Consider the following 22,140-nt stretch of genomic DNA (forward strand, 5'->3'; position numbering starts at 1 on the left):
CTACTTCGCTGTTTGCTTCCTCCTGATTGCTTTTACAAGTCAGCCCTTCATAGTAGGATTCTCCCGTTATGTAAAAAACCACCAGAATGCCTGCCAACACAAGGAATATGATTAGATTTGTCTGTTTCTTTTTCATTTCATTCTCCATCAACTATCTAAGTATATTTTTCTACAGCCGGTCATATCATTACCGTTCCTGTAAAACCAAACTGTATTTATTATACAATAAATCGGTATGTTTTGCTTTCTTTTTTTCATATAATACAGTGTATTGCCTACCATTTCCTAATTATTCAATGGAGAGATTATAAAAATGATATCAAATAAAATCGCTTCTAAAATTAAATACCGATGTCTTATCCCCTTATGTGTTCTTTTACTTTTTGCGTTCTTTTTCGCCGATACAGACAGACGCATCCAAACCCTCACCACAATCGCAGGCCCCGGTATGCTTTCTCTGGTAAATCAGTCACTTACCTCTGCCGACCAGAATGCAGCCGCAGTTTCCAAATATTTTTCTCCGGAAGTCTCCAACACACTTCCATCAAAAGAAGCTCCAAGAATCGCCCTTACCTTCGATGACGGGCCAAATTCCAAGTATACGCCCCTTCTCCTGGATGGTCTGAGAGAAAGAAAAGTTCATGCATCTTTTTTTCTGATTGGGGAAAATATTGAAGGGAATGAAGATATCCTTCAGCAGATGCGGCGCGATGGTCACCTGATTGGAAATCACACCTGGGACCATGTACAACTTAATAAAATACCAACTCAGAAAGCTCGCATAGAAATTGAAAAAACAAATAATCGTATCTATGAAGCCACAGGTGTTTATCCCTCCTATGTGCGCCCTCCATTTGGTGCATGGCTCAAAGATATGGAGCTGTCTGTTACCATGCTTCCTGTTTTCTGGGATGTTGATACACTGGACTGGAAGAGCCAGAATATAGGCTCCATACTTTCTATTGTAGAAAAAGAAGTTCGTGATGGTTCCATCATTCTCATGCATGATGGCTATCAGACTTCTGTTGATGCGGCATTAAAAATCGTTGATCTGTTCTCCGAAAAAGGATATGTTTTTGTCACTGCCGACCAGCTGCTGGTTACCTGATCATGTTTACATAATCAGGTATTGTTGTTCCTGTAAAAAGGTTTGCTTTTTCCTAACTGATTCGTTATACTAACAGTAATTACATTATATGTACAAAAGGAGTAATCAAACGAATGGACAAATTATTTAACATGGACAACAAGTTCTTTACCGTCATGGGGCGTGTGGCTGACCTTATCATGCTCAATGTGGTCTGCCTGATCTGTTGTCTGCCAATCGTAACCATTGGAGCGTCACTGACTGCACTCCACTATGTCACACTGAAAATGACACGTAATGAAGAATCTTATATCATCCGAAGCTTCTTTAAATCTTTTAAACAGAACTTCAAACAGGCAACGATCATCAATCTGATCATGCTTGTTATTGCAGCTATCCTCTATATGGATTTAAATATCGTACCAAACCTTGGCGGAACTATGTCTCAGGTACTGTATATTCTTTTTATTGCTTTCGGTATTATATATCTGATGGTATTTTTGTACATCTACCCGGTACTTGCGAAATTTTATAATTCTATAAAAAATACATTCCGCAATGCATTCCTGATGTCAATTCGCCATCTTCCATATACACTCCTGATGGCAGTCATCACACTTATACCTTTTGCAGTATTTTTTGTTCCGAATGTCCGCGCCCAGTCCCTGCTGTTTATGGTTCTGATCCTGTTTGGAATTTCACTGGAAGCATTTATCAACGGACATTTTCTGGTAAAGATTTTTGATAACTATATTACAGAAGATACAGATTCCGAAAACACTGATTCACTGGATACTTTTAGTTCAGTTGAATCTGCTGCTACACCTGGAGAAAACATTTCCACAGAATCTGTAACTGCAACAACAGAAAATTCAACTACTGACACAAACAAAACTCTTACTACGGGAGATACTCACACAGTATGAGAAAGTGGGGAGAAAAGCCATATCACTCCCTGGACTATATGCTCAGGGAACGGTTTGGTGAGAAAGTTTATAAAGTTACATTAAACGGTGGAATGTCCTGCCCTAACCGCGATGGCAAGATTGGAACCAGGGGCTGTATCTTCTGCAGTGCAGGAGGCAGCGGTGATTTCGCCGCAGATGCTGCTCTTTCCATCACCGACCAGATTGAAAGTCAGATTGCTATTCTGTCACAGAAACGGCCGATTCACAAATATATCGCGTATTTTCAGGCGTATACAAACACCTATGCTCCTGTAGAATATCTGGAGAAAATTTTCACAGAAGCGATTACGCATCCGAAAGTCGTGGCTCTTTCTATCGGCACGCGTCCTGACTGTCTCAGCCCTGAGATTGTAGAACTCTTATCACGGCTTAACAGACAGAAACCAGTATGGGTGGAACTTGGTCTCCAGACAATACATGAAACAACAGCTCAGTATATCCGCCGGGGATATCCGCTTTCTGTTTTCAATGATGCTGTACAGCGCCTGCGAAAAGAAGGCATTGAAGTAATCGTCCATACAATTCTCGGACTGCCCGGAGAAAGTAATGAAGATATTCTTGCAACCATGGAATATCTGAATCAGATGGACATCCAGGGAATCAAGCTACAATTACTTCACGTGCTTCGCGGTACCGATCTGGCAGCCGATTATGAGAAAGGGATGTTTCAGACTTACGAAAGAGATGAATATCTGTCACTGCTTATCGAATGCCTGGAGCATTTACGCCCGGATATCGTCATCCACCGTATTACCGGAGATGGTCCTAAGGATTTGCTGATCGCACCATTATGGGCAAGCCGTAAACGTGAAGTATTGAATCTCCTGCACCATCGGATGAAGGAACAACAGAGTTTTCAGGGCAGGCTATATAAAACCGCTCCAGACTCCAACAAACAGTAACTTCCGGGAAATTTTAGACAAGATATCAAATTCTCTGCAACTTTACAAAAGGAGGGAACTATGTCAACACCATTTACTATTTACAAACTGATCGTATTATATATGCTTCAGAACACTGATGATACGCTGACTAACTCACAGATCTCAGAATTTATTCTGGATCGGGAATATACAAATTATTTCCACCTCCAACAGGCAATCTCTGAGCTGGTGGAAGCAGAATTGATCACCATGGACACCCGTTCCAATACTTCCCATTATCGTATCACCGAAGATGGCAGAAAAACCCTCTCCTTTTTCCAGAAAGATGTCTCTCCTGAAATCAAACAGGAAGTCAGAGAATATCTGAAATCCACCGGATTCAAAGCCCAGGAACGCATCGTCACCCCGGCCGACTATTATATTACCAAGCATGGAACCTACTCAGTAAGATGTCAGCTTATCGAGAAAGGAAACTCCCTTATCGACTTAAACATCGCCGCCCCAAACCTCGAGGCCGCACAGTCGATCTGTAAGAAATGGTCTACGCACTATCAGGAAATATATGCAAAAATAATGGAGGAGCTTTTATAAAAGTTCCTCCATCTTTATAGAATTCTCATGTTATCATATAATCATTACAAGATTTATTATCTGATTTACTATAGGAGAACAAGCTATGGATTTATTTGAATATGCAAAATCAAAAACTCTGGATCAGGAGTCTCCTCTTGCTTCCAGGCTGCGCCCTACTACCCTGGATGAAGTAGTAGGCCAACAACACATTATCGGAAAAAACACCTTGCTCTACAGAGCAATAAAGGCAGACAAACTGACCTCAGTTATCTTCTACGGCCCTCCGGGAACAGGCAAAACCACTCTGGCAAAAGTAATCGCCAACACCACAAGCGCTGAATTTACCCAGATCAACGCCACCGTAGCCGGCAAAAAAGATATGGAAACTGTTGTCAAAGAAGCACAGCAGAATCTCGGAATGTACGGAAAGAAAACCATCCTCTTCATCGACGAGATTCACCGTTTCAACAAAGGCCAACAGGATTATCTCCTTCCATTTGTAGAAGACGGAACCATCATTCTTATCGGCGCAACAACAGAAAATCCATACTTCGAAGTCAATGCGGCTCTTATCTCCCGCTCCATCATCTTCGAACTGAAATCTCTGGAAATTCCTGAGGTAAAAGAACTCATCCTCAGAGCCGTAAACGATAAGAAAAAAGGAATGGGAAACTATAAAGCCCAGATAGATGAAGACGCACTCGATTTCCTCGCAGACATGGCAGGCGGAGATGCCAGAAATGCTCTCAACGCCATCGAACTTGGTATCCTTACTACACCAAGAAGTGAAGACGGAATCATTCACATCACCCTTGATGTCGCTTCCCAGTGCATCCAGAAACGAGTAGTCCGCTACGACAAAAACGGAGACAATCATTACGATATCATCTCCGCTTTCATCAAAAGTATGAGGGGGTCAGACCCCGACGCTGCAGTCTATTACCTTGCCAAAATGCTCTACGCCGGAGAAGACGTCAAATTTATCGCCCGCAGAATCATGATTCTTGCCTCCGAAGACATCGGAAACGCCGACCCTCAAGCTCTCTGCGTAGCAGTAGCAGCCGCCCAGGCAGTAGAACGTGTAGGAATGCCAGAAGCCCAGATCATCCTCTCCCAGGCAGTCACCTACATGGCCTGCGCTCCAAAGAGCAATTCCGCCGTCAATTCCATCTTCGCAGCCATGGACTCCGTCAAGCGCACAAAAACCACCGTCCCGCCTCACCTCCAGGACGCACACTACGGCGGTCACGAAAAACTAGGTCATGGAATCGGCTACAAATACGCCCACGACTACCCCAACCATTACGTAGACCAACAATACCTCCCAACCGAAATCCAGGGAGAACACTTCTACAAACTATCCGAAATGGGCTACGAGAAAACCCTAAAAGAATACCAAACAAAAATCAAATCCCAATCTTAGACTAAAAAAGGGCAGCCTCCAAAGAGAGACTGCCCTTTTCATCATTTAATTCCCATAACCTCCATCTGCGCCAGAATCGCATCCACACACTTCTCAAATCCCAGTTTTCCTGAATTCAGGCACAGATCATAATTTGTCGCATCACTCCAGTCCCCGCCTGCAAATTTACGATAATAATCCTGTTTTCTCTTATCATCTTTGCGAAGGAACTTCTCAATTTCCTCATCACCACCGCTAATCTTCTCTCTGGACTTCTCAACACGGAATTCCCATGGTGCATGAATAAATACTCTCAGTGTATTCGGTCTGTCTCTGAACACATAATTCACGCATCGTCCCACGATTACGCATGGCTCCTTCTCAGCCAGATCATTCGCAACCTTTGCCTGATAATTAAAAATATTCTCATCAGAAATAAATCCCTTCTGATCCGGTGCTATCAGTGCCCCTTTATAAAGACCGGTCTTATTAAACAGTGACGCTTTTACTTTTGTCCCTTCTTCAACCTGACCAAATAACTTCACATCAATACCGCTCTCATCTGAAGCCATCTGAATGATCTCTTTACCATAAAAAGGAACTCCCAATCTCTTAGCCAACATCTGGCCAACTGTACGTCCACCGCTTCCATACTGTCTCGCAATGGTAATTACAAAATTCTCCATAAAACCCCTCCTGTTTATTCTCCAAGATATGCCTTCTGAACAGACTCATCATGAAGAAGATCACTTGCCTTACCTTCCAGTGTAATCCTTCCGGTCTCAAGAACATAAGCTCTGTCAGCGATAGAAAGAGCCTTCTTCGCATTCTGCTCAACCAGCAGAACCGTTGTTCCACTCTCACTTACCTCTTTAATAATATCAAAGATCTCATTTACAAAGATTGGTGAAAGACCCATGGACGGCTCGTCCATCAGAATGATCTTTGGCTGACTCATCAGCGCACGTCCCATGGCAAGCATCTGCTGCTCACCACCGCTTAGTGTACCTGCTGTCTGATTCTGACGTTCTTTCAGACGCGGGAAACGCTTATATACCTTCTCGATCGTTGCATCGATCTCATTCTTATCAGATCTTGTATATGCTCCCATCTTCAGGTTCTGAAGAACGGTCATATTTGCAAACACACGTCTTCCTTCCGGAACATGTGCCATACCCATTGTTACGATTTTGTGAGGCGGAACCTTTGTGATATCCTGTCCGTCATAAATAATATGTCCTGATTTTGCACGAAGAAGCCCGGTCACTGTATGCAGAGTAGTAGTCTTGCCTGCACCATTGGCACCGATCAGCGCAATAACCTCACCTTCATTTACAGAGAAAGAAACACCCTTCAATGCCTGAATCATTCCATAATAAACCTGTATGTCCTGTACTTCCAGTAATGCCATCTGTCTCTCCTCCTATTCTCCAAGATATGCCTTGATAACTTCCGGATCATGGAGCACATCTGAAGTCTTGCCCTGTCTCAGAACATGACCAAAGTTCAGTACAGTCAGCTCCTCACAGATTCCGGAAACCAGCTTCATATCATGTTCGATCAGAAGAATGGTCATATCAAAGTTATCACGAACAAAACGGATGGTATCCATCAGTTCCTCAGTTTCATTGGGGTTCATACCAGCTGCCGGCTCATCCAGAAGAAGAAGCTTCGGCTTTGTTGCCAGTGCTCTGGCAATCTCCAGCTTTCTCTGCTTACCATAAGGAAGGTTGGAAGCAAGGATATCTGCCTCTTTGTCCAGATCAAACACCTTCAGAAGTTTCATGGCTTCCTCATTCATGGTCTTCTCAACCTTAAAGTATTTCGGAGTATGTACAATACTTGTAAAAAGGCTGTATTTATCATGATTGTGAAGTCCTGCCTTTACATTGTCCAGCACACTCATCTGATGGAACAGACGGATATTCTGGAATGTTCTGGCAATTCCCGCTTTGTTGATATCAATGGTACTCTTTCCGGTGATATCCTGTCCGTCCAGATTGATAATTCCCTCATCCGGCTTATACACACCTGTAAGAAGATTAAAGATTGTAGTCTTACCGGCACCGTTCGGACCAATCAGACCATAAAGCTGTCCTTTCTCGATGGAGACATGGAAATCATCCACTGCATGAAGACCGCCGAATGAAATATTTAAATGATTTACTTCCAGCAATGCCATAGCTTATGCCTCCTTTTTCTTAAATCTGCTTAAAAAACGCTCTCTCATCTCAATCGCCTTCGGTGCCCAGTTGATCAGCATCATAACGATCAGTACGATTGCGTAGAACAGCATACGATAATCGCTCAGTCCACGAAGAAGCTCTGGAAGGAGATTCAGAATTACTGCCGCGATGATAGAACCACGCATATTTCCGATACCGCCAAGAACGACAAATACCAGGAACATAATAGACATGTTATATCCGAAGTTCTTCGGAAGTGCTGTTAAAGTTGCGAGGTTATGAGCATAAAGCACACCACCGATACCGGCCAGCGCTGCAGAAATTGCAAATGCTTTCAGTTTGTACTTTGTAATATCAATACCGATAGATTCTGCTGCGATACGGTTATCACGGATTGCCATGATTGCACGTCCGTCACGTGAATTGATCAGATTCAGAACCACAAATAAAGTAACCAGAATCAGAACCACACCAATCGTAAATGTTGACTGTCTCGGTGTACCTGTGATACCCATAGCGCCACTGATGATCATCTTTCCGTCAGGTTCCATACCCAGAGACATCTGGTCTTTCATGGAAAAATGAATTCCGTTACTGTCGATTCCCACATAAAGAACATTGATGATATTCTTAATGATCTCACCAAATGCCAGTGTTACGATAGCAAGATAGTCACCTTTCAGACGAAGCACAGGAATACCGATCAGGAATCCGAAGATACCTGCACACACAGCTCCGATGATCAGAGCAATGAAGAAACGAAGCCCTGCATTTGTAAATGTGTCCATAGTTGCCTTTGTAAATGCTGCACTGGTGAATGCACCGATACACATAAATCCGGCATGGCCAAGACTTAACTCACCCAGGATACCAACCGTCAGGTTCAGGGAAAGTGCCAGAATAATATATACACAAAGGGGCACCAGCAGACCCTGCATCAGGTTGGAAAGCAGATTCCCTGCAATCAGTCCCTGTACGATCAGATATGCTGCAAGAACCATTCCGTATGTAATGAGATTGCTTTTTGTTGTTTTGTTTAATTTCTTCTTTTCCATGTCTGCCACCTCACACTTTCTCCTGAATGTTCTTACCAAGAATACCGGTAGGTTTCACAACCAGAACCACGATCAGAACACCGAATACAATGGCATCTGCCATCTGTGAAGAGATATATGCTTTACCAAAAATCTCCAGGATACCCAGAACAATACCACCGATAAAAGCACCCGGAATAGATCCGATACCGCCGAATACTGCCGCAACAAATGCCTTGATACCAGGCATGGCACCTGTATATGGTGTCAGGGACGGATATGCGGAACAGAGAAGCACACCTGCGATGGCTGCAAGTCCGGAACCGATTGCAAAAGTAACGGAGATTGTTTTGTTTACGTTAATACCCATCAACTGGGCAGCACCTTTATCCTCAGATACGGCAAGCATTGCCTGTCCTGTTTTTGTCTTGCTGATAAAAAGCATCAGACCTGCCATGATCAGGATACCGCCGATAATGGTTACGATGGTTACACCTGTAATCACGATAGAACCACCTGCAAGTTTCAGGGATGGAAGGCTGATCACGTTACTGAATGATTTGGTATCTGCTCCCCAGATTAGAAGGGCTACATTCTGAAGCAGGTAGCTGACACCGATGGCTGTGATCAGAACAGCCAGAGGTGAAGCTGCATTACGCAGTGGTCGATACGCAACGCCTTCGATCACAACGCCCATGAGTGTACAGATGATAATGGACAGCAGGATAGCTAAAATCGGATTTAATCCCATGCCGCTGACTGCGACATAAACTACATAAGAGCCGACCATGATAACATCTCCATGAGCAAAATTCAGCATTTTAGCGATTCCATATACCATGGTATAACCAAGGGCGATGATCGCATATACACTTCCGAGGCTGATACCACTGATAAGATATGATATAAAACTACTCATAGAAGTCTTTCCTTTCTTATATTTAAATAATTTTATTGTGTGTAAAACTGGCAGATTTGCCTTTAGCGAAATCTGTCTTGTTTATTTTGCCAAAAGTAAATCTGTCATTAACGCATTAATGTGATAACGTATTAGGCAACAGGGCTGTCTGGATAATTCAGACAGCCCCGTTGGCATACAAACCATTGTCCACTTTAGGAACAATCGCATTTTATTTCTTATGAAATCTTTTCAGTTATTCCGATTTCATTACTCCATTGCTGCGTAAGCACCATCTTTGATCTCTACAGCTTTCGGAGCTTTGTTTGGCTCACCGTCTTCTGTCCATGTGATCTCGTCACCTGTAACACCTTCCAGTGTGATCTCGGTCATGCCTTTTTCAAGTGCTGCACAGATATCTGCAACATCCATGTCTGCTTTTACATCTTCTTTTTCTGCTGCTGCTTTGATTGCGTATACTGCATCATAAGCATCTGCTGCGAACTGGTTTGGTGTGTCTTTGTAAGCATCTTTATATGCTTTTACAAAGTTCTGGGTTTTCTCATCTGTAGAATCTGCTGCAAATGGTGTAAGAAGCATCAGACCTTCTGCAAGAGATGTATCAAAGTTTTCTACACCAAGGATACCGTCCATACCATCGCATCCGAAGAATTTAGTTTCAAATCCCATGCTGTCTGCCTGTGCAAGGATCAGGGAAGCTTCTGTATAATAAATTGGAAGGAATACTAATTCAGCACCGCCGTCTTTTGCTTTCTGAAGCTGTACGGAGAAGTCTTTATTGTTATCAGCAGTGAATGCTTCAGAGGAAACGATCTCAATACCCTGATTAGCTGCTTCTGCTGTGAAGTTCTGTGTGATACCTGATGAATATACATCAGAGCTGTCATAGATAATAGCTACTTTTGTAGCAAGTTTATGCTCTCCAATGTACTGAGCCGCTGCAGTACCCTGGTTCGGGTCAGAGAAGCATACACGGAATACGTTCGGGTTAGCAACACACTCTGTTGCAGATCCGGATGGGGTGAGCTGGAACATATTGTCTGCTGCTGTTTCATTTGCTACAGCTACACAAGGTGTGGAAGTAACTGTACCAACCAGAATGTTCATTCCCCAGTCTTTTAATGCATTGTAAGCGTTCAGGGATTTCTCTGCATCGTTCTCATCATCTTCGAATTTGAACTCTACCTGATATCCATTGATACCGCCGTCTTCGTTTACTTCGTTGATAGCAAGTTCTGTTGCATTCTTTACAGCCTGTCCGTAGATTGCTGCTGCTCCGGTTACAGGTCCGATTCCACCGATCTTAAATGTAGCATCATCAGCAAATACAGATACAGGTGCAACTGTTGTCATTACCATTGCTGCTGCCGCAGTAACACTAAGAATTTTTTTCAGGTTTTTCATAATAAAATCCTCCTTATTTTTGGCCAGCCCATTTATCCCTCTTACACCTCTGTTACAATCCGCCCCACTTTATTTCCGCAAGATCGATCATTATGTACAGGAACTGAAAATGTAACAAAAGCCAACTGGGTTCCCAGCCGGCCTTGGCTTTCACTGACGCTTTATTATGTTGATGTTTTAAATTATAACACTATACATTTTACCATGCAAGTGATATTTTATTAAAATTTAAGATTTGTTCCGTCTTGCATGGACACTTGACCGTATTGCGCATTCATTTTTTGTGCATTTTTACTCTTTTTAGTCATTTTGTCAATTTTTTTATTACTGTAACCGTACTTACCCAGATGGTATGATCTGGTTTTCCGGAAGCACAAGAAAGAATCCTGCCCGGAGGGCTTTTTTATGTTATAGGAACATTACGAAGTAATTTCCTATAACCATAAATAAAAAGGTACACATGAAAGCCTTAAGCTTCCTATGTGTACCTCTTCTGGTTTTTGATTCAGCTTATCAAATATAATTAAGCGATTGCTTTTTTAGCGATCTCAGCAAGTGCTGCAAATCCTTCTGCATCGTTTACTGCAAGTTCAGCAAGCATCTTTCTGTTGATGTCGATGTTTGCAACTTTAAGTCCGTGCATCAATTTGCTGTAGGATAATCCGTTCATTCTTGCTGCAGCGTTGATACGTGCGATCCAGAGCTGTCTGAACTGACGTTTTTTCTGCTTTCTTCCTGCATAGGAGCTAGCAAGTGCTCTCATTACAGACTGTTTAGCAACTCTATACTGTTTGGAACGGGCTCCTCTGTAACCTTTTGCCAGTTTTAATGTACGATTATGTTTCTTCTTTGCGTTTAATCCGCCTTTAATTCTTGCCATTTCTTAAATTTCCTCCTGTTCGTCTATCTCGATAAATACTTAGTTTAACCGCATTTTATAAATATGGTAATGCTTTCTTCATGCTCTTAACATTAGTAGAATCAACAACAGTAGATTTTCTCAGATTTCTTTTTCTCTTCTGAGATTTCTTTGTTAAGATATGGCTCTTATAAGCTTTATTTCTTACTAACTTTCCTGTACCTGTTTTTTTGAAACGTTTTGCTGCTGCTCTACAAGTTTTAATTTTTGGCATTGTAATTTCCTCCTTAAACTGTATCTCTATTATATTTAACGCTTTTCCGTTAAAAACATGGTCATGCTTCTGCCTTCAACCTTCGGTGCCTTCTCCACTGTTGCCACGTCTGCAAGCTGTTCTGCAAAATCATCGAGTACATGTTTGCTGCTTGCCATATGTGCCATCTCTCTACCACGGAAACGTAAGGTTACCTTTACTCTGTCACCCTTGGAGAGGAACTTTCTGGCGGCGTTGACTTTCGTATTCAGGTCATTGGTATCAATGTTTGGAGAAAGTCGCACTTCTTTGACATCGATGGTCTTCTGCTTCTTCTTGGCTTCTTTTTCTTTTCTTGCAAGCTCGTAACGATATTTACCATAATCGATAATCTTACATACCGGTGGTTTCGCCTGCGGGGCAATTTTTACCAGGTCAAGCCCTGCCTCCTGAGCTTTGAACATTGCTTCTTTCGCGGACATGATTCCAAGCTGTTCTCCGTCCGAACCGATTAAGCGTACCTCTTTGTCTCTGATCTGTTCGTTAATCATTAAATTGCTAATTGTAGTGCACCTCCATACCTGTTAGATAGATTCTAATGACTTCTCGTCGCCCTCATATTTACATAAAAAAAGCGTGGACAAAATCCACACCCAGTTATCACACCTGCTGATATCCAGATTCCCGACACAATCAGAATAAGCTCTGTGTCTTTATAAAATTCTAAATATCATAAATGCTGTGCAATATAAACCCAAGCCGCTGACTTAAATGCGCTGAGGTGAGAGTGAACTCTGCTTTGTTTTCTTACGTACTTCTATAAGATACCATGTTTCTTCTGTGTCGTCAAGTACTTTTTTATTTTTTTATTCCGAATATTTTTTTCAATCCGGGAGATTCTAATTCCTGAAAGCATATTACTGTCCGCTTCTGTTCAGTAATATAAAAGCTTTTCGGTTTTTTATTTCTATATTAAAGGAGGACTTTAAACCATGACAATTCTTAAATGTTCAGCAATCAAATGTGTCTACAACAAAGACCAGCTCTGCTCAAAAGGCAAGATTGATGTAACAGGTGAAAATGCCACAAACGCAAACGAGACAAGCTGTGGAAGTTTCCAGGAACGCAGCGGCAGCTCCATGGCAAACAGCTTTACAAACAGCTGCGGATGTGAAAAAATCCAGATCGACTGCAAAGCTCACAACTGTACCTATAACGATGACTGCAAATGTACCGCCTCTTCTATTCAGGTAGACGGCTCCAATGCCAAAGCTTCCTGCGACACGAAATGTGATACCTTCCAGTGTCATTGTGGTGCATAAAAGATAATATGAAAGGCATGTCCACATCGGACATGCCTTTTGTTATTTTCACATAATCATCTGTTAATTATCTATTTCTTAAGAAATCCGGAATCTGGATGTCTTTTTTCTGAACAGTGCTGGACGGAGTCTTAGTTGCTCCAAACGGTGTGGCATTCATAGTCGGAAGACTGAAGCTAGGCATGTTCATGCTGCTTCCGGTTGTAGTTGTTGTTCCGGCTGTTGCTGTTCCTGTTGTGGAAGAAGGTCTTCTTGCACCAAAGGAAGAAGCTGTGCTTCTTTTTCCGAAAGGGGTCTGCTGAAGGTTCTCATCATTCAGGCCTGTTGCGATTACTGTGATTCTGCAATAATCTGCAACAGTATCATCATACATAGCACCAAAGATGATATTTGCTTCCTCACCTGTAAGCTCCTGTACATAGCTTGCAGCATCGTTTGCATCCATAAGAGAAATATCTCCGGAAATGTTGATGATAACGTGTGTAGCACCCTTGATCGTTGTCTCAAGAAGTGGAGAAGATACAGCCTGCTGAACAGCTTCCATAGCCTTGTCATCTCCTCTTGCTTCACCGATACCGATATGAGCGATTCCCTTATCAGTCATAACAGTCTGAACATCTGCGAAGTCAAGGTTGATCAGTGCCGGCAGATTGATCAGGTCTGTGATACCCTGTACTGCCTGCTGAAGAACTTCGTCTGCCTTCTTCAGTGCTTCCGGCATAGTTGTTCTGCGGTCTACAACCTCTAATAATTTATCATTCGGGATAACGATTAATGTATCCACTGCTTTCTTCAGATTCTCAATGCCTGCAAGTGCATTGTTCATACGAGTTCTTGCTTCGAAACGGAAAGGCTTTGTGACAACGCCAACTGTCAGGATACCCATCTCTTTCGCTGCTGCTGCGATAACAGGTGCAGCACCTGTTCCGGTTCCGCCTCCCATACCACAGGTAACGAATACCATATCCGCACCTTCCATTAACTGTTTTACTTCCTCAATGCTCTCCTCTGCTGCCTTCTGTCCAACCTCCGGCTGCGCTCCTGCGCCAAGACCTTTGGTAATTTTCTCGCCAATCTGAAGTACAGTTGGAGCTTTGCACAGAGTTAAAGCCTGCTTATCAGTATTAACACCTACAAACTCTACTCCGCCGATGGCCTCTTCCACCATCCTATTTACTGCATTATTACCGGCTCCACCTACACCGATCACTATGATCTTAGCAGATGATTCAGCCTCGTTTGACATGATCTCTAACAACGTACTTCCTCCTTTATTTATATCTGATATCCTTTTTCAGTGATTTATATCAAAGTTACATATAGATATATCATATATTTTTTTTGAAAATTAATCAACCACTAATTTTGTTTTTTTATACTTTTTTCACTCTTTTTCGGCAATGAAAACCTGTCCAGCCTCTGTATATGGCTGTTTTTTCCCTTTTTCCGGTTTCATCCGGCATTTTAATATGAAGTATCATCACCTGTATAATTTCCATATTCATCATAGCCGTCTGAGCTTTCCGTATCATAGCTGCTGTCATAACTACTGTCATAACTACTATCATAACTGCCATTTTCATCCGCTGAGTAATCACTGCTTCCATCTCCGGAACTGTCAGAACTCTGACCATCTGAGGAACTGCCATCTCCCTCTTCAGAACTATCTCCTGACTCAGCAGCCGCTGCATCCAGAGATTCCTGTGTAGGTTTCGGTCCTACATAATTACCGGATTCGTCATATTCACCTGCTCCGGTGTAATCTCCTTCTTCGTCATAACCACCATTCCAGTTCTCAATAGCCTCATCAAGAGCAGTTTTCGGCTTAGGACCTACATAGTTGCCGTCCTCATCATACTCTCCATCTCCGGTATAATTGCCATCTTCATCATAACCGCCGTTCCAGTTCTCAGCTGTAATCTCTGTTTCTTCCTTTTCTTCCTCAAAAGTATTAGAATCCGTAGACACACTTTCCATATGAAGAATACCCTTTTTGCCCTGAATTTTAGGAAGAATCGCGATCACACGGTTCATCTTCTCTTCCAGGTCTTCGTCCTTTCCGAGATTCACCGTAATGTCACCATAGATCAGACTGATAGAATAGCTGTTATCAAACTGAATGTGATCAGGAATCATATCATTCTTCTGAAAAATCGTGGACAAAGCTACCGCTGTATTCAATACCGTATCGCCCTTGATATCCAGCTTCTCATCCATCACGATACTATTCACCTGAATTCCGTCAAAATACGGAACTGTCACATCTCTGTTCTGAGAGCCCTCTACGAAAATCCCGTTTCTGTCAAAATAAACATAACTGTCAAGGTATCGGATACATCCTACCGTTTTCTTCTCTTTGACACTGATACAAATCGTATTACGATTTAACTGCGTAACCTTAAATCCATCCACGTATGCAATATCATCCGTATTTGTTGTGCTGTAAACCAACGGTGCAAGGACCGAGTTCGAAGCCAGCGGTCCCCGAAGCACCATACTCTTTACTTCTTCATCTGTATAATGATCTGTTCCTCTTACTTCTACAGAATCTACCTTATAATAAGAAAAGAAAACGATCAAAGCAGCAAGAATACCAACTCCTATCACTCCTGCCATTATCTTCTTTGTTTTCTTACTCATAGGAGGTCTTTTTCCATAATTACTTTTTCTCATAACTCTTCAAATCCTCTGCTGCCAGACTGCCATATCCTGCAGCCCAAAGCCTGTAAATCTTCACAAATGTGCTCATATCCTCTGTTGATAAGCTCAGCTTCTGTGATACATGTTTCTCCCTCGGCCATAAGCGCAGCAATGATCAATGCAGCCCCGCCTCTTAAATCTCCGGCCTGTACCTGTGTTCCCGTAAGAGGTCTGCCGCCGCAAATCACAGCCTGATTACCATCTATCTTAATATCAGCACCCATTTTATTCATCTGAAAAGCGCTGCCAAATCTCTGATCAAAAATATTCTCTCTGATCGAACTCCGCCCCTGTGCCCCTGTCAGTACTGCCATTAAAGGAGCCTGAAGGTCTGTCGGAAAACCCGGATAGTTTTTCGTCTCCACAAGTGCGATTGGCTGAACTGCCCTCTTTCCATTGACCTCTAGTGTACCACCATTCGCTTGATATTGTCCACCTATTTTCTGATATACTTCCAGGAATGCCTGTAATTCCTGCTCCGGAACATTCCTAAGAGTAATCTCGCTTCTTGTCGCAGCTGCCGCACACAGATACGTCCCTGCCACGATTCTGTCAGGCGGTATGGTATAGTTTCCCGGCCCCAGTTCCCTGATCCCGGTAATCATAATTTCCTTTGTTTCCTCGCCTTTGATCAACGCTCCCATTGATCTTAAATATCTGCAAAGCCAGAAAACTTCCGGTTCTTTCGCGCAATTATGCAGCTTTGTCACACCCTGGGCCATCACTGCCGCCAGAATTGCCTGCTGCGTTGCTCCTACACTCGATTTTGTAAAATATATATCTTTTCCCTGAAATCTGCTACATTCTGCATCCAGATAAAACGTTTGCTCACTTATATCTGCGCCAAGCGTCCCGAGCGCCATAAGATGAAGATCTATCGGCCTTTTTCCGATGATACAGCCGCCAGGATAGCCTATCCGGCACTTTTTATTCCTGGAAAGAACCGGTCCTAACAGAATAATTGAAGAACGCATTCTTCGTGTGTACGTCTCCGGAATCTCTGTTCCATCCGCATCAGAACAATCCAGATAAAGATCGTGGTCTTCCCACCAGGTTACTGCTCCAAGACTTTTCAGAACCTCTTCCATGCAAAAGACATCCGAAATCCTGGGACAGCCTTTCAAGACGCTTCGTCCTCTGTGCATCAGCGATGCTGCCATCATCGGAAGTGCTGCATTTTTAGAGCCCTGTATGAAAATTTCTCCGCTAAGAGAACATTTGCCCATCACATGGATCTCATCCAACCATTTCACTCCTAAAGGGCCTCTTACCTTATAGTGTATGTTCTTTCTTATTATATGTTACAGTTGCACGTTTTCTGTAATATCACTGCTACCCTTACCAGGCTGCCCCTTGATTTTCTGGCTAAACTACACCTATCATCCAACATTTTTCTATCTGTAAGGCAGCAAAAATTTCACTTATCTCAGCCTCTGAGAATTACTTACACTCAAAGCAAGCCCCATTTCTCCAAGAAGAAACACGACCGAAGTTCCTCCATAACTGACAAATGGCAAAGTAATCCCGGTATTGGGAATCGTATTGGTTACCACCGCAATATTCAGGATAACCTGAATCGCCAGATGTCCCATGATACCTCCACAGATGAGCGCACCCGCCAGATCTTTTGCGCACATGGCAGTTACACCCAGACGCCAGAGCAGAATTCCAAACAGAAGAATAAGAAAGGAAGCTCCTGCAACTCCCATCTCTTCACATATGATTGAAAAGATCATATCATTCTGCGCTTCCGGAACAAAGCCCAGCTTCTGAAGACTGTTTCCAAATCCCCTGCCAAAAATCCCGCCGCTTCCGATCGCATACAGTCCCTGAATCGTCTGGAATCCTTTCTCATATTTCTCAGGATTTTTCCAGATTGCCAGACGTTCCAGCCGATAGCTCTCTGCCGCCAGAAAGATAGCAACAAATCCGATTCCTGCACTGCCAAGCCCGATAAACTGCATATATTTGGGATTTGATGCAAAAATCAGAATAACGCCTATTCCCAGTATGATAATGGCAGTACTCAGATTATTTGAGCCGACCAGGCCAACGATTGGAAGCAGGCTAAGCATCGTCCTGCACATAAACCAGAAGCCTTCCGTTCTTTTTTTCGATCTGTCGATCTGCCATGCAAGAAACAGGATTACCGCCACCTTTGCAAACTCAGACGGCTGAAAAGACAATGGGCCCAGGTTCAGCCATCTCTTTGAGCCATTGATTTCCTGCCCGACCAGAAGTACTGCCGTAGACAAAATCATGGAAAGCAGATATGCTGCCGGCGCAATCCTGAGAAAAAAATGGTAATCCATATTAGAAACTGCATACATCGCACACAGTCCTAATGCCGTTGCAAATAATTGTTTCTTAAAATAATAGGCAGAGTCACCGAAGCGTACTCTGCCATTATATTCACTTGCACTGAACAGTACCGCAAGACCAAAGGCCGCAAGCAGTACTACCAGCACCAGCATTGTTCTGTCTTTTTTTGAAAAAACTGCCACTTTTTCAGGAGTCATCTGATTCTCCATCTATCTTCCATAGTCTTCCTGCCATTCAGCTTTTGGAATAATCCGATTTCCAATATCTGCCGACAGATGACCATAGTTTCTTTACTTATAGATATTCTACAGATTTCTCACATATTCCTTAAACATATCTCCGCGCTGCTCATAATTGTCAAACTGTCCCCAGCTTGCGCATGCAGGAGAAAGTAACACTGCATCTCCCGGCTGTGCTTTCTCGGCGCATACCTTGACTGCCTCTTTCAGATCCTCGCAAAGAATAATATCATGGAAGCCATGTTTCTCGGCAGCCGCTTTAATCTTCTCTTTTGTCTGACCGATCAGAATCAGATAGCGTACTTTTCCGTCAAAAGCTTCGATCCACTCATCATAGCTTGACTGTTTATCATATCCGCCGCCGATCAGAAGTGTCGGACGGTTCATCGCCTGAATTCCCTTGATTGCCGCATCCGGGTTTGTTCCCTTGGAATCATTGTAATATACAACGCCATTCTTCTCTGTCACATATTCGATTCTGTGAGCAACAGCTGTAAACTCACAGATACTCTTGCGGATGCTGTCCATAGAAACACCATCGTAATAAGCCATTGCAACAGCAGCCATTACATTCTCAAAGTTATGTTTGCCAAGAAGTTTCAGATCTTCTGTCTTAACTACTTCGATTTCTTTTGCTCCATCTTTGAGGATAATCTTGTTTCCATCCAGATAGATACCTTCATCCAGCTTACGTTCACTGGAGAAATATACGACTCTCGGAGTCAGATTCTCACCAAATTTACGAAGAACCTCATCCTCATAATTCAGCACACAGACATCCTCTGTCCCCTGATTCTGAGTAATCAGCTCTTTTACACGGATATACTCTTCCATTGTATGATGACGGTTCAGATGATCTTCTGTAATATTCAGGATCGCGGATACCTTTGGAGCAAACTCATCGATTGTTTCAAGCTGGAAGCTGCTGATTTCTGCCACAGTTACAGAATTCGGTTTCATTTCCAGTGCTTTGGAAGTATATGGAGTTCCGATATTTCCTACTACAAATACAGACTCACGTGCATCCTGCATAATTTTTCCAAGAAGTGCTGTAGTTGTTGTCTTACCGTTTGTACCTGTGATTGCAAGTACTTCTCCGTCTCCGACTCTGTATGCCAGCTCTACTTCTCCCCACACCAGAAGTCCCTGCTCATAGAAACTCTTTACGATTGGCAGATCTGTCGGTACTCCGGGACTTAAAACTACCAGATCAAGGCTCTCCTGTACTTCTTTCGGAAGTTCTCCCGCATATACAGTAACCGGATATGTTCCATCTGTTTTATGTACGACTGCCTCTTTATCAATCTCTGCATTTCCGTCATAAATGATCGGAGACGCTCCTACTTTTGCAAGAAGGTCAGATGCTCCGATTCCGCTTTTACCGGAACCGAATACCAGGACCTTTTTTCCCTGTAATTCCATAATAATTTTTCCTCCTTATCATCAGCACAATGCTGATTTTTCGGGTTGCTGTTACATTAATCTGTAACTGTTCAGTACTTCCACAGTTACATTACTTTTACAGTGCCAGCAGTGCGATCATGCACATAACTGCTGTAATAACTGAGAACACTGCAACCACACGTGTCTCAGACCATCCACATAACTCAAAATGATGATGGATCGGAGCCATTTTGAAGATACGCTTTCCATGTGTTGCTTTGAAGTAAGTAACCTGAATGATAACAGAAAGTACCTCAACCAGGTAGATCAGTCCAACGATCAGGATAAACAGTGGCATCTGCATTACATATGCCGTACCTGCAACAAATCCTCCAAGTGCCAGAGAACCTGTATCTCCCATGAATACTTTTGCCGGATATACATTAAACAGTAAAAATCCCATCAGACTTCCCACAACTGCGCATGTGATCGGCTCAATTCCGGATTTCATTCCGATAGAAACAACAGAAAAGAATACTGCTACGATCAAAGTTACACTGGAAGCAAGACCATCCAGACCATCTGTAAAGTTTACACCATTTACAGTACCGATTACTGCAAAGAACAGCACCGGAATTGCCAGCCATCCAAGGTTCAGAAAATGTCCACTCCAGAACGGAATTCTCATTGTCAAAGAAATATCTGTATACTTAACAATATAGAATACAAAAATCGCAGTCAGAACTACCTGAAGAGAAAATTTCTGCCATGGAAGCAGTCCGTCTGATCGTTTCAGTACTACTTTCAGGTAATCATCCAGAAAACCAATGATTCCAAATCCAAGTGTCAGAAACAGTACCGGGATAATCTTCGGATAGTCACCGACATAAAATAACGCCGTCACTGCAGTTGCGATTAGAAAGATCACACCACCCATTGTCGGTGTTCCGGCTTTCTTTAAATGGGACTGTACGCCCTCTGTTCTTTCTGTCTGTCCCATCTTCAGTTTCCTGAGAAACGGAATGATGATCGGGCCTAATACAACGCTGATTGCAAAAGAAATCAGCACAGGGATTACAACTTGAAATTCCATCTCACACCTCATTCATTCTTTCGTTTTTTCATTTTTTTCTGAAAGTGTTTTGTGCTCTTTCAGATTTCTTTTAGTATAAGGCTTTTTTATTTATTTATCAACCCTGGCGGCAGGATTTTCATTTACCCGGTAACAGGTTTATTCCTCTTCTGGAGTTTCCGTTTCAGTCTGGCTGATATCTTTTTCAATTCCCAGATATGGCAGGATATTTTCAAAGATACTCCGGATCACCGGCGCTGCAATCGTTCCTCCATAGTAAATTCCCTGCGGATTATGAATGATGCATAATCCCAGCACCTGTGGGTTCTCTGCCGGTGCAAATCCAAGGAATGATGAAATATAACGATTTGCACTTCTCGGAAGTGTCTGTGATGTAGCTGTTTTTCCACCAATAGAATAGCCTTCTATCTTTGCGTTCTTTCCGGAGCCCTGCGACACTACTGTCTCCAGGATTCCCCTTACTTTTTTCGAAGTTTTCTCAGAAACAATCCCCTCTTTTACGGGAAATTCCAGCTTCTTTCCTTCTGTGCCATCCGGATTTAAAACTGCTACCCCGAAATGTGGAGTTATGCGCCTGCCGCCATTGATCAGAGAACTTACCGTTGTCGCAAGCTGGACCGGCGTGATCTGAAATGACTGTCCGAAAGAGACGGTTGCCAGTTCTACTTCTCCCATATTTTTCTTCTGATGCATAATCGTACCTGCCTCTCCGGGCAGATCTATCCCCGTTTTGTCCAGAAGGCCAAACTGTCTGAAATATTTATAGTAACGATCAACTCCCAGCCTCAGTCCTACTTCAATAAACACTGGATTACAGGAGTTCTGCGCTCCCTCCACGAAATTCTGTGAACCATGCCCGATTCTTTTTGCACAATGAATTCGTCTGTCTTCTACCAACTTATATCCCGGACAATAGAAACGGTCATTCGGCGTTACAACTCCCGCTTCCAGTCCTGCAGACATCGTAATAATTTTGAATGTGGAACCTGGTTCATAGGTATCATTCATGCAGGGATTTCTCCACATTTGATTTAACAACTCCTGTTTTCTTTTCGACTTTGTCTTTGCCGCTATCTGTGCTGCTGTCTGTTCAGTTTCTTTTTCTATTGTCTGTTCTTCCCGCATATCTAACTTTGCCTGCAAATCTTCATTCAATGTAAACGGATCATTCAGGTCAAATTCCGGCACATTCACGCACGCGTAGATTTCTCCATTCTGCGGATTCATAAGCAGAATGGATACACGCTCTGCCTGCTTCTCTTCCATCACCTTCAAAGCAGCCTGTTGCGCATATTCCTGGATATTCGCATCGAGGCTGAGTATCAGGCTTTTTCCCTCTTCCGGGTCCTGCCTTGTCTCCCCAAGTTTATCAATTTCCACTCCTCTGGCATCTGTTGTCGTCAGGATTTTTCCGGGTTCTCCCTTTAATATGTCCTCATATTTTACTTCAAGACCGATAATTCCCTGGTTATCCCCTCCTGTAAAACCGATTACCTTTGAAGCCAGACTTCC

22 protein-coding genes are annotated in these 22,140 nt (G+C 42.9%); 6 read left to right on the forward strand and 16 right to left on the reverse strand.

The window, feature by feature from the left end:
• Positions 1-448 precede the first annotated feature (448 nt).
• From AC058W_RS14210 to AC058W_RS14230, 5 genes are all read left to right on the forward strand, one after another.
• Complete coding sequence (locus AC058W_RS14210; protein WP_118590478.1) at positions 449-1,108, forward strand: polysaccharide deacetylase family protein; 660 nt, start codon at positions 449-451, stop codon at positions 1,106-1,108.
• A gap of 113 nt (positions 1,109-1,221) precedes the next feature.
• Complete coding sequence (locus AC058W_RS14215; RefSeq protein ID WP_118590480.1) at positions 1,222-2,013, forward strand: YesL family protein; 792 nt, start codon at positions 1,222-1,224, stop codon at positions 2,011-2,013.
• Positions 2,010-2,957, forward strand: coding sequence for a tRNA modification radical SAM protein MnmL/YtqA (gene mnmL / locus AC058W_RS14220; RefSeq protein ID WP_117674392.1), 948 nt, complete (start codon positions 2,010-2,012; stop codon positions 2,955-2,957). The genes AC058W_RS14215 and mnmL overlap by 4 nt, the downstream gene beginning before the upstream one ends.
• 60 nt (positions 2,958-3,017) lie before the next feature.
• Positions 3,018-3,530 carry a DUF4364 family protein gene (locus tag AC058W_RS14225; protein WP_117674391.1) on the forward strand — a complete coding sequence of 171 codons (513 nt, stop codon included), beginning with the start codon at positions 3,018-3,020 and terminating at the stop codon, positions 3,528-3,530.
• Positions 3,531-3,615: 85 nt separating this feature from the next.
• The gene (locus AC058W_RS14230) at positions 3,616-4,935 is read left to right on the forward strand and encodes a replication-associated recombination protein A (protein WP_118590482.1); all 1,320 of its coding nucleotides are present in this window, start codon (positions 3,616-3,618) and stop codon (positions 4,933-4,935) included.
• Between the two features lie 41 nt (positions 4,936-4,976).
• Here AC058W_RS14230 and AC058W_RS14235 read toward each other — a convergent pair whose 3' ends face one another.
• The 9 genes from AC058W_RS14235 to infC form a co-directional block, all read right to left on the reverse strand.
• Positions 4,977-5,600, reverse strand: coding sequence for a cytidylate kinase-like family protein (locus AC058W_RS14235; RefSeq protein WP_117674389.1), 624 nt, complete (start codon positions 5,598-5,600; stop codon positions 4,977-4,979).
• 14 nt (positions 5,601-5,614) lie between these two features.
• The gene (locus AC058W_RS14240) at positions 5,615-6,325 is read right to left on the reverse strand and encodes an ABC transporter ATP-binding protein (protein ID WP_118136477.1); all 711 of its coding nucleotides are present in this window, start codon (positions 6,323-6,325) and stop codon (positions 5,615-5,617) included.
• 12 nt (positions 6,326-6,337) lie between these two features.
• On the reverse strand, positions 6,338-7,096 hold the full coding sequence (locus tag AC058W_RS14245; protein WP_025578122.1) for an ABC transporter ATP-binding protein: 759 nt from the start codon (positions 7,094-7,096) through the stop codon (positions 6,338-6,340).
• A gap of 3 nt (positions 7,097-7,099) precedes the next feature.
• Positions 7,100-8,155, reverse strand: a complete 1,056-nt coding sequence (locus AC058W_RS14250) for a branched-chain amino acid ABC transporter permease (RefSeq protein WP_117674483.1) — start codon at positions 8,153-8,155, stop codon at positions 7,100-7,102.
• A gap of 10 nt (positions 8,156-8,165) precedes the next feature.
• Entirely contained in the window at positions 8,166-9,053 is an 888-nt protein-coding gene (locus tag AC058W_RS14255) for a branched-chain amino acid ABC transporter permease (protein ID WP_117674388.1), read from the reverse strand.
• 249 nt (positions 9,054-9,302) lie between these two features.
• A complete protein-coding gene (locus AC058W_RS14260) occupies positions 9,303-10,457 on the reverse strand; it encodes an ABC transporter substrate-binding protein (RefSeq protein WP_118247020.1) in 1,155 nt (384 codons plus the stop codon).
• Positions 10,458-10,980: 523 nt separating this feature from the next.
• Complete coding sequence (rplT, locus tag AC058W_RS14265) at positions 10,981-11,337, reverse strand: 50S ribosomal protein L20 (protein WP_117674386.1); 357 nt, start codon at positions 11,335-11,337, stop codon at positions 10,981-10,983.
• A gap of 55 nt (positions 11,338-11,392) precedes the next feature.
• Positions 11,393-11,590, reverse strand: a complete 198-nt coding sequence (rpmI, locus tag AC058W_RS14270; RefSeq protein WP_019162770.1) for a 50S ribosomal protein L35 — start codon at positions 11,588-11,590, stop codon at positions 11,393-11,395.
• 35 nt (positions 11,591-11,625) lie between these two features.
• Positions 11,626-12,120 (reverse strand): translation initiation factor IF-3, encoded by a 495-nt coding sequence (gene infC / locus AC058W_RS14275; protein ID WP_117844126.1) that lies wholly within the window; start codon positions 12,118-12,120, stop codon positions 11,626-11,628.
• Positions 12,121-12,561: 441 nt separating this feature from the next.
• On the opposite strand from infC, the gene AC058W_RS14280 reads away from it, so the two are divergent.
• Positions 12,562-12,891: a DUF1540 domain-containing protein gene (locus AC058W_RS14280; protein ID WP_117844127.1), complete on the forward strand. Its 330-nt coding sequence runs from the start codon at positions 12,562-12,564 to the stop codon at positions 12,889-12,891.
• 67 nt (positions 12,892-12,958) lie between these two features.
• On the opposite strand, the gene ftsZ is transcribed toward AC058W_RS14280, so the two are convergent.
• The 7 genes from ftsZ to AC058W_RS14315 form a co-directional block, all read right to left on the reverse strand.
• Positions 12,959-14,137, reverse strand: a complete 1,179-nt coding sequence (gene ftsZ / locus AC058W_RS14285) for a cell division protein FtsZ (protein WP_117674482.1) — start codon at positions 14,135-14,137, stop codon at positions 12,959-12,961.
• Positions 14,138-14,355: 218 nt separating this feature from the next.
• The gene (locus tag AC058W_RS14290; RefSeq protein ID WP_479390228.1) at positions 14,356-15,564 is read right to left on the reverse strand and encodes a cell division protein FtsQ/DivIB; all 1,209 of its coding nucleotides are present in this window, start codon (positions 15,562-15,564) and stop codon (positions 14,356-14,358) included.
• A complete protein-coding gene (gene murA, locus AC058W_RS14295) occupies positions 15,561-16,844 on the reverse strand; it encodes a UDP-N-acetylglucosamine 1-carboxyvinyltransferase (protein WP_243009303.1) in 1,284 nt (427 codons plus the stop codon). The genes AC058W_RS14290 and murA overlap by 4 nt, the downstream gene beginning before the upstream one ends.
• A gap of 168 nt (positions 16,845-17,012) precedes the next feature.
• Complete coding sequence (locus AC058W_RS14300) at positions 17,013-18,122, reverse strand: FtsW/RodA/SpoVE family cell cycle protein (protein ID WP_242986667.1); 1,110 nt, start codon at positions 18,120-18,122, stop codon at positions 17,013-17,015.
• Between the two features lie 96 nt (positions 18,123-18,218).
• The gene (gene murD, locus AC058W_RS14305) at positions 18,219-19,574 is read right to left on the reverse strand and encodes a UDP-N-acetylmuramoyl-L-alanine--D-glutamate ligase (RefSeq protein ID WP_118590484.1); all 1,356 of its coding nucleotides are present in this window, start codon (positions 19,572-19,574) and stop codon (positions 18,219-18,221) included.
• 97 nt (positions 19,575-19,671) lie between these two features.
• The gene (mraY, locus tag AC058W_RS14310) at positions 19,672-20,628 is read right to left on the reverse strand and encodes a phospho-N-acetylmuramoyl-pentapeptide-transferase (protein ID WP_117674383.1); all 957 of its coding nucleotides are present in this window, start codon (positions 20,626-20,628) and stop codon (positions 19,672-19,674) included.
• 138 nt (positions 20,629-20,766) lie between these two features.
• The coding region (locus AC058W_RS14315; RefSeq protein WP_479390229.1) for a peptidoglycan D,D-transpeptidase FtsI family protein at positions 20,767-22,140 on the reverse strand (1,374 nt) is incomplete at its 5' end.

This window comes from Blautia sp. CGZ-1-C1, from assembly GCF_056504575.1.

Bases quoted from the DNA above. Each gene is read 5' to 3' on its own strand.
- AC058W_RS14210 (WP_118590478.1), top strand. From the start codon at position 449: ATGCTTTCTCTGGTAAATCAGTCACTTACCTCTGCCGACCAGAATGCA.
- AC058W_RS14215 (WP_118590480.1), top strand. From the start codon at position 1,222: ATGGACAAATTATTTAACATGGACAACAAGTTCTTTACCGTCATGGGG.
- mnmL (WP_117674392.1), top strand. From the start codon at position 2,010: ATGAGAAAGTGGGGAGAAAAGCCATATCACTCCCTGGACTATATGCTC.
- AC058W_RS14225 (WP_117674391.1), top strand. From the start codon at position 3,018: ATGTCAACACCATTTACTATTTACAAACTGATCGTATTATATATGCTT.
- AC058W_RS14230 (WP_118590482.1), top strand. From the start codon at position 3,616: ATGGATTTATTTGAATATGCAAAATCAAAAACTCTGGATCAGGAGTCT.
- AC058W_RS14235 (WP_117674389.1), bottom strand. From the start codon at position 5,600: ATGGAGAATTTTGTAATTACCATTGCGAGACAGTATGGAAGCGGTGGA.
- AC058W_RS14240 (WP_118136477.1), bottom strand. From the start codon at position 6,325: ATGGCATTACTGGAAGTACAGGACATACAGGTTTATTATGGAATGATT.
- AC058W_RS14245 (WP_025578122.1), bottom strand. From the start codon at position 7,096: ATGGCATTGCTGGAAGTAAATCATTTAAATATTTCATTCGGCGGTCTT.
- AC058W_RS14250 (WP_117674483.1), bottom strand. From the start codon at position 8,155: ATGGAAAAGAAGAAATTAAACAAAACAACAAAAAGCAATCTCATTACA.
- AC058W_RS14255 (WP_117674388.1), bottom strand. From the start codon at position 9,053: ATGAGTAGTTTTATATCATATCTTATCAGTGGTATCAGCCTCGGAAGT.
- AC058W_RS14260 (WP_118247020.1), bottom strand. From the start codon at position 10,457: ATGAAAAACCTGAAAAAAATTCTTAGTGTTACTGCGGCAGCAGCAATG.
- rplT (WP_117674386.1), bottom strand. From the start codon at position 11,337: ATGGCAAGAATTAAAGGCGGATTAAACGCAAAGAAGAAACATAATCGT.
- rpmI (WP_019162770.1), bottom strand. From the start codon at position 11,590: ATGCCAAAAATTAAAACTTGTAGAGCAGCAGCAAAACGTTTCAAAAAA.
- infC (WP_117844126.1), bottom strand. From the start codon at position 12,120: ATGATTAACGAACAGATCAGAGACAAAGAGGTACGCTTAATCGGTTCG.
- AC058W_RS14280 (WP_117844127.1), top strand. From the start codon at position 12,562: ATGACAATTCTTAAATGTTCAGCAATCAAATGTGTCTACAACAAAGAC.
- ftsZ (WP_117674482.1), bottom strand. From the start codon at position 14,137: ATGTCAAACGAGGCTGAATCATCTGCTAAGATCATAGTGATCGGTGTA.
- AC058W_RS14290 (WP_479390228.1), bottom strand. From the start codon at position 15,564: ATGAGAAAAAGTAATTATGGAAAAAGACCTCCTATGAGTAAGAAAACA.
- AC058W_RS14300 (WP_242986667.1), bottom strand. From the start codon at position 18,122: ATGGAGAATCAGATGACTCCTGAAAAAGTGGCAGTTTTTTCAAAAAAA.
- murD (WP_118590484.1), bottom strand. From the start codon at position 19,574: ATGGAATTACAGGGAAAAAAGGTCCTGGTATTCGGTTCCGGTAAAAGC.
- mraY (WP_117674383.1), bottom strand. From the start codon at position 20,628: ATGGAATTTCAAGTTGTAATCCCTGTGCTGATTTCTTTTGCAATCAGC.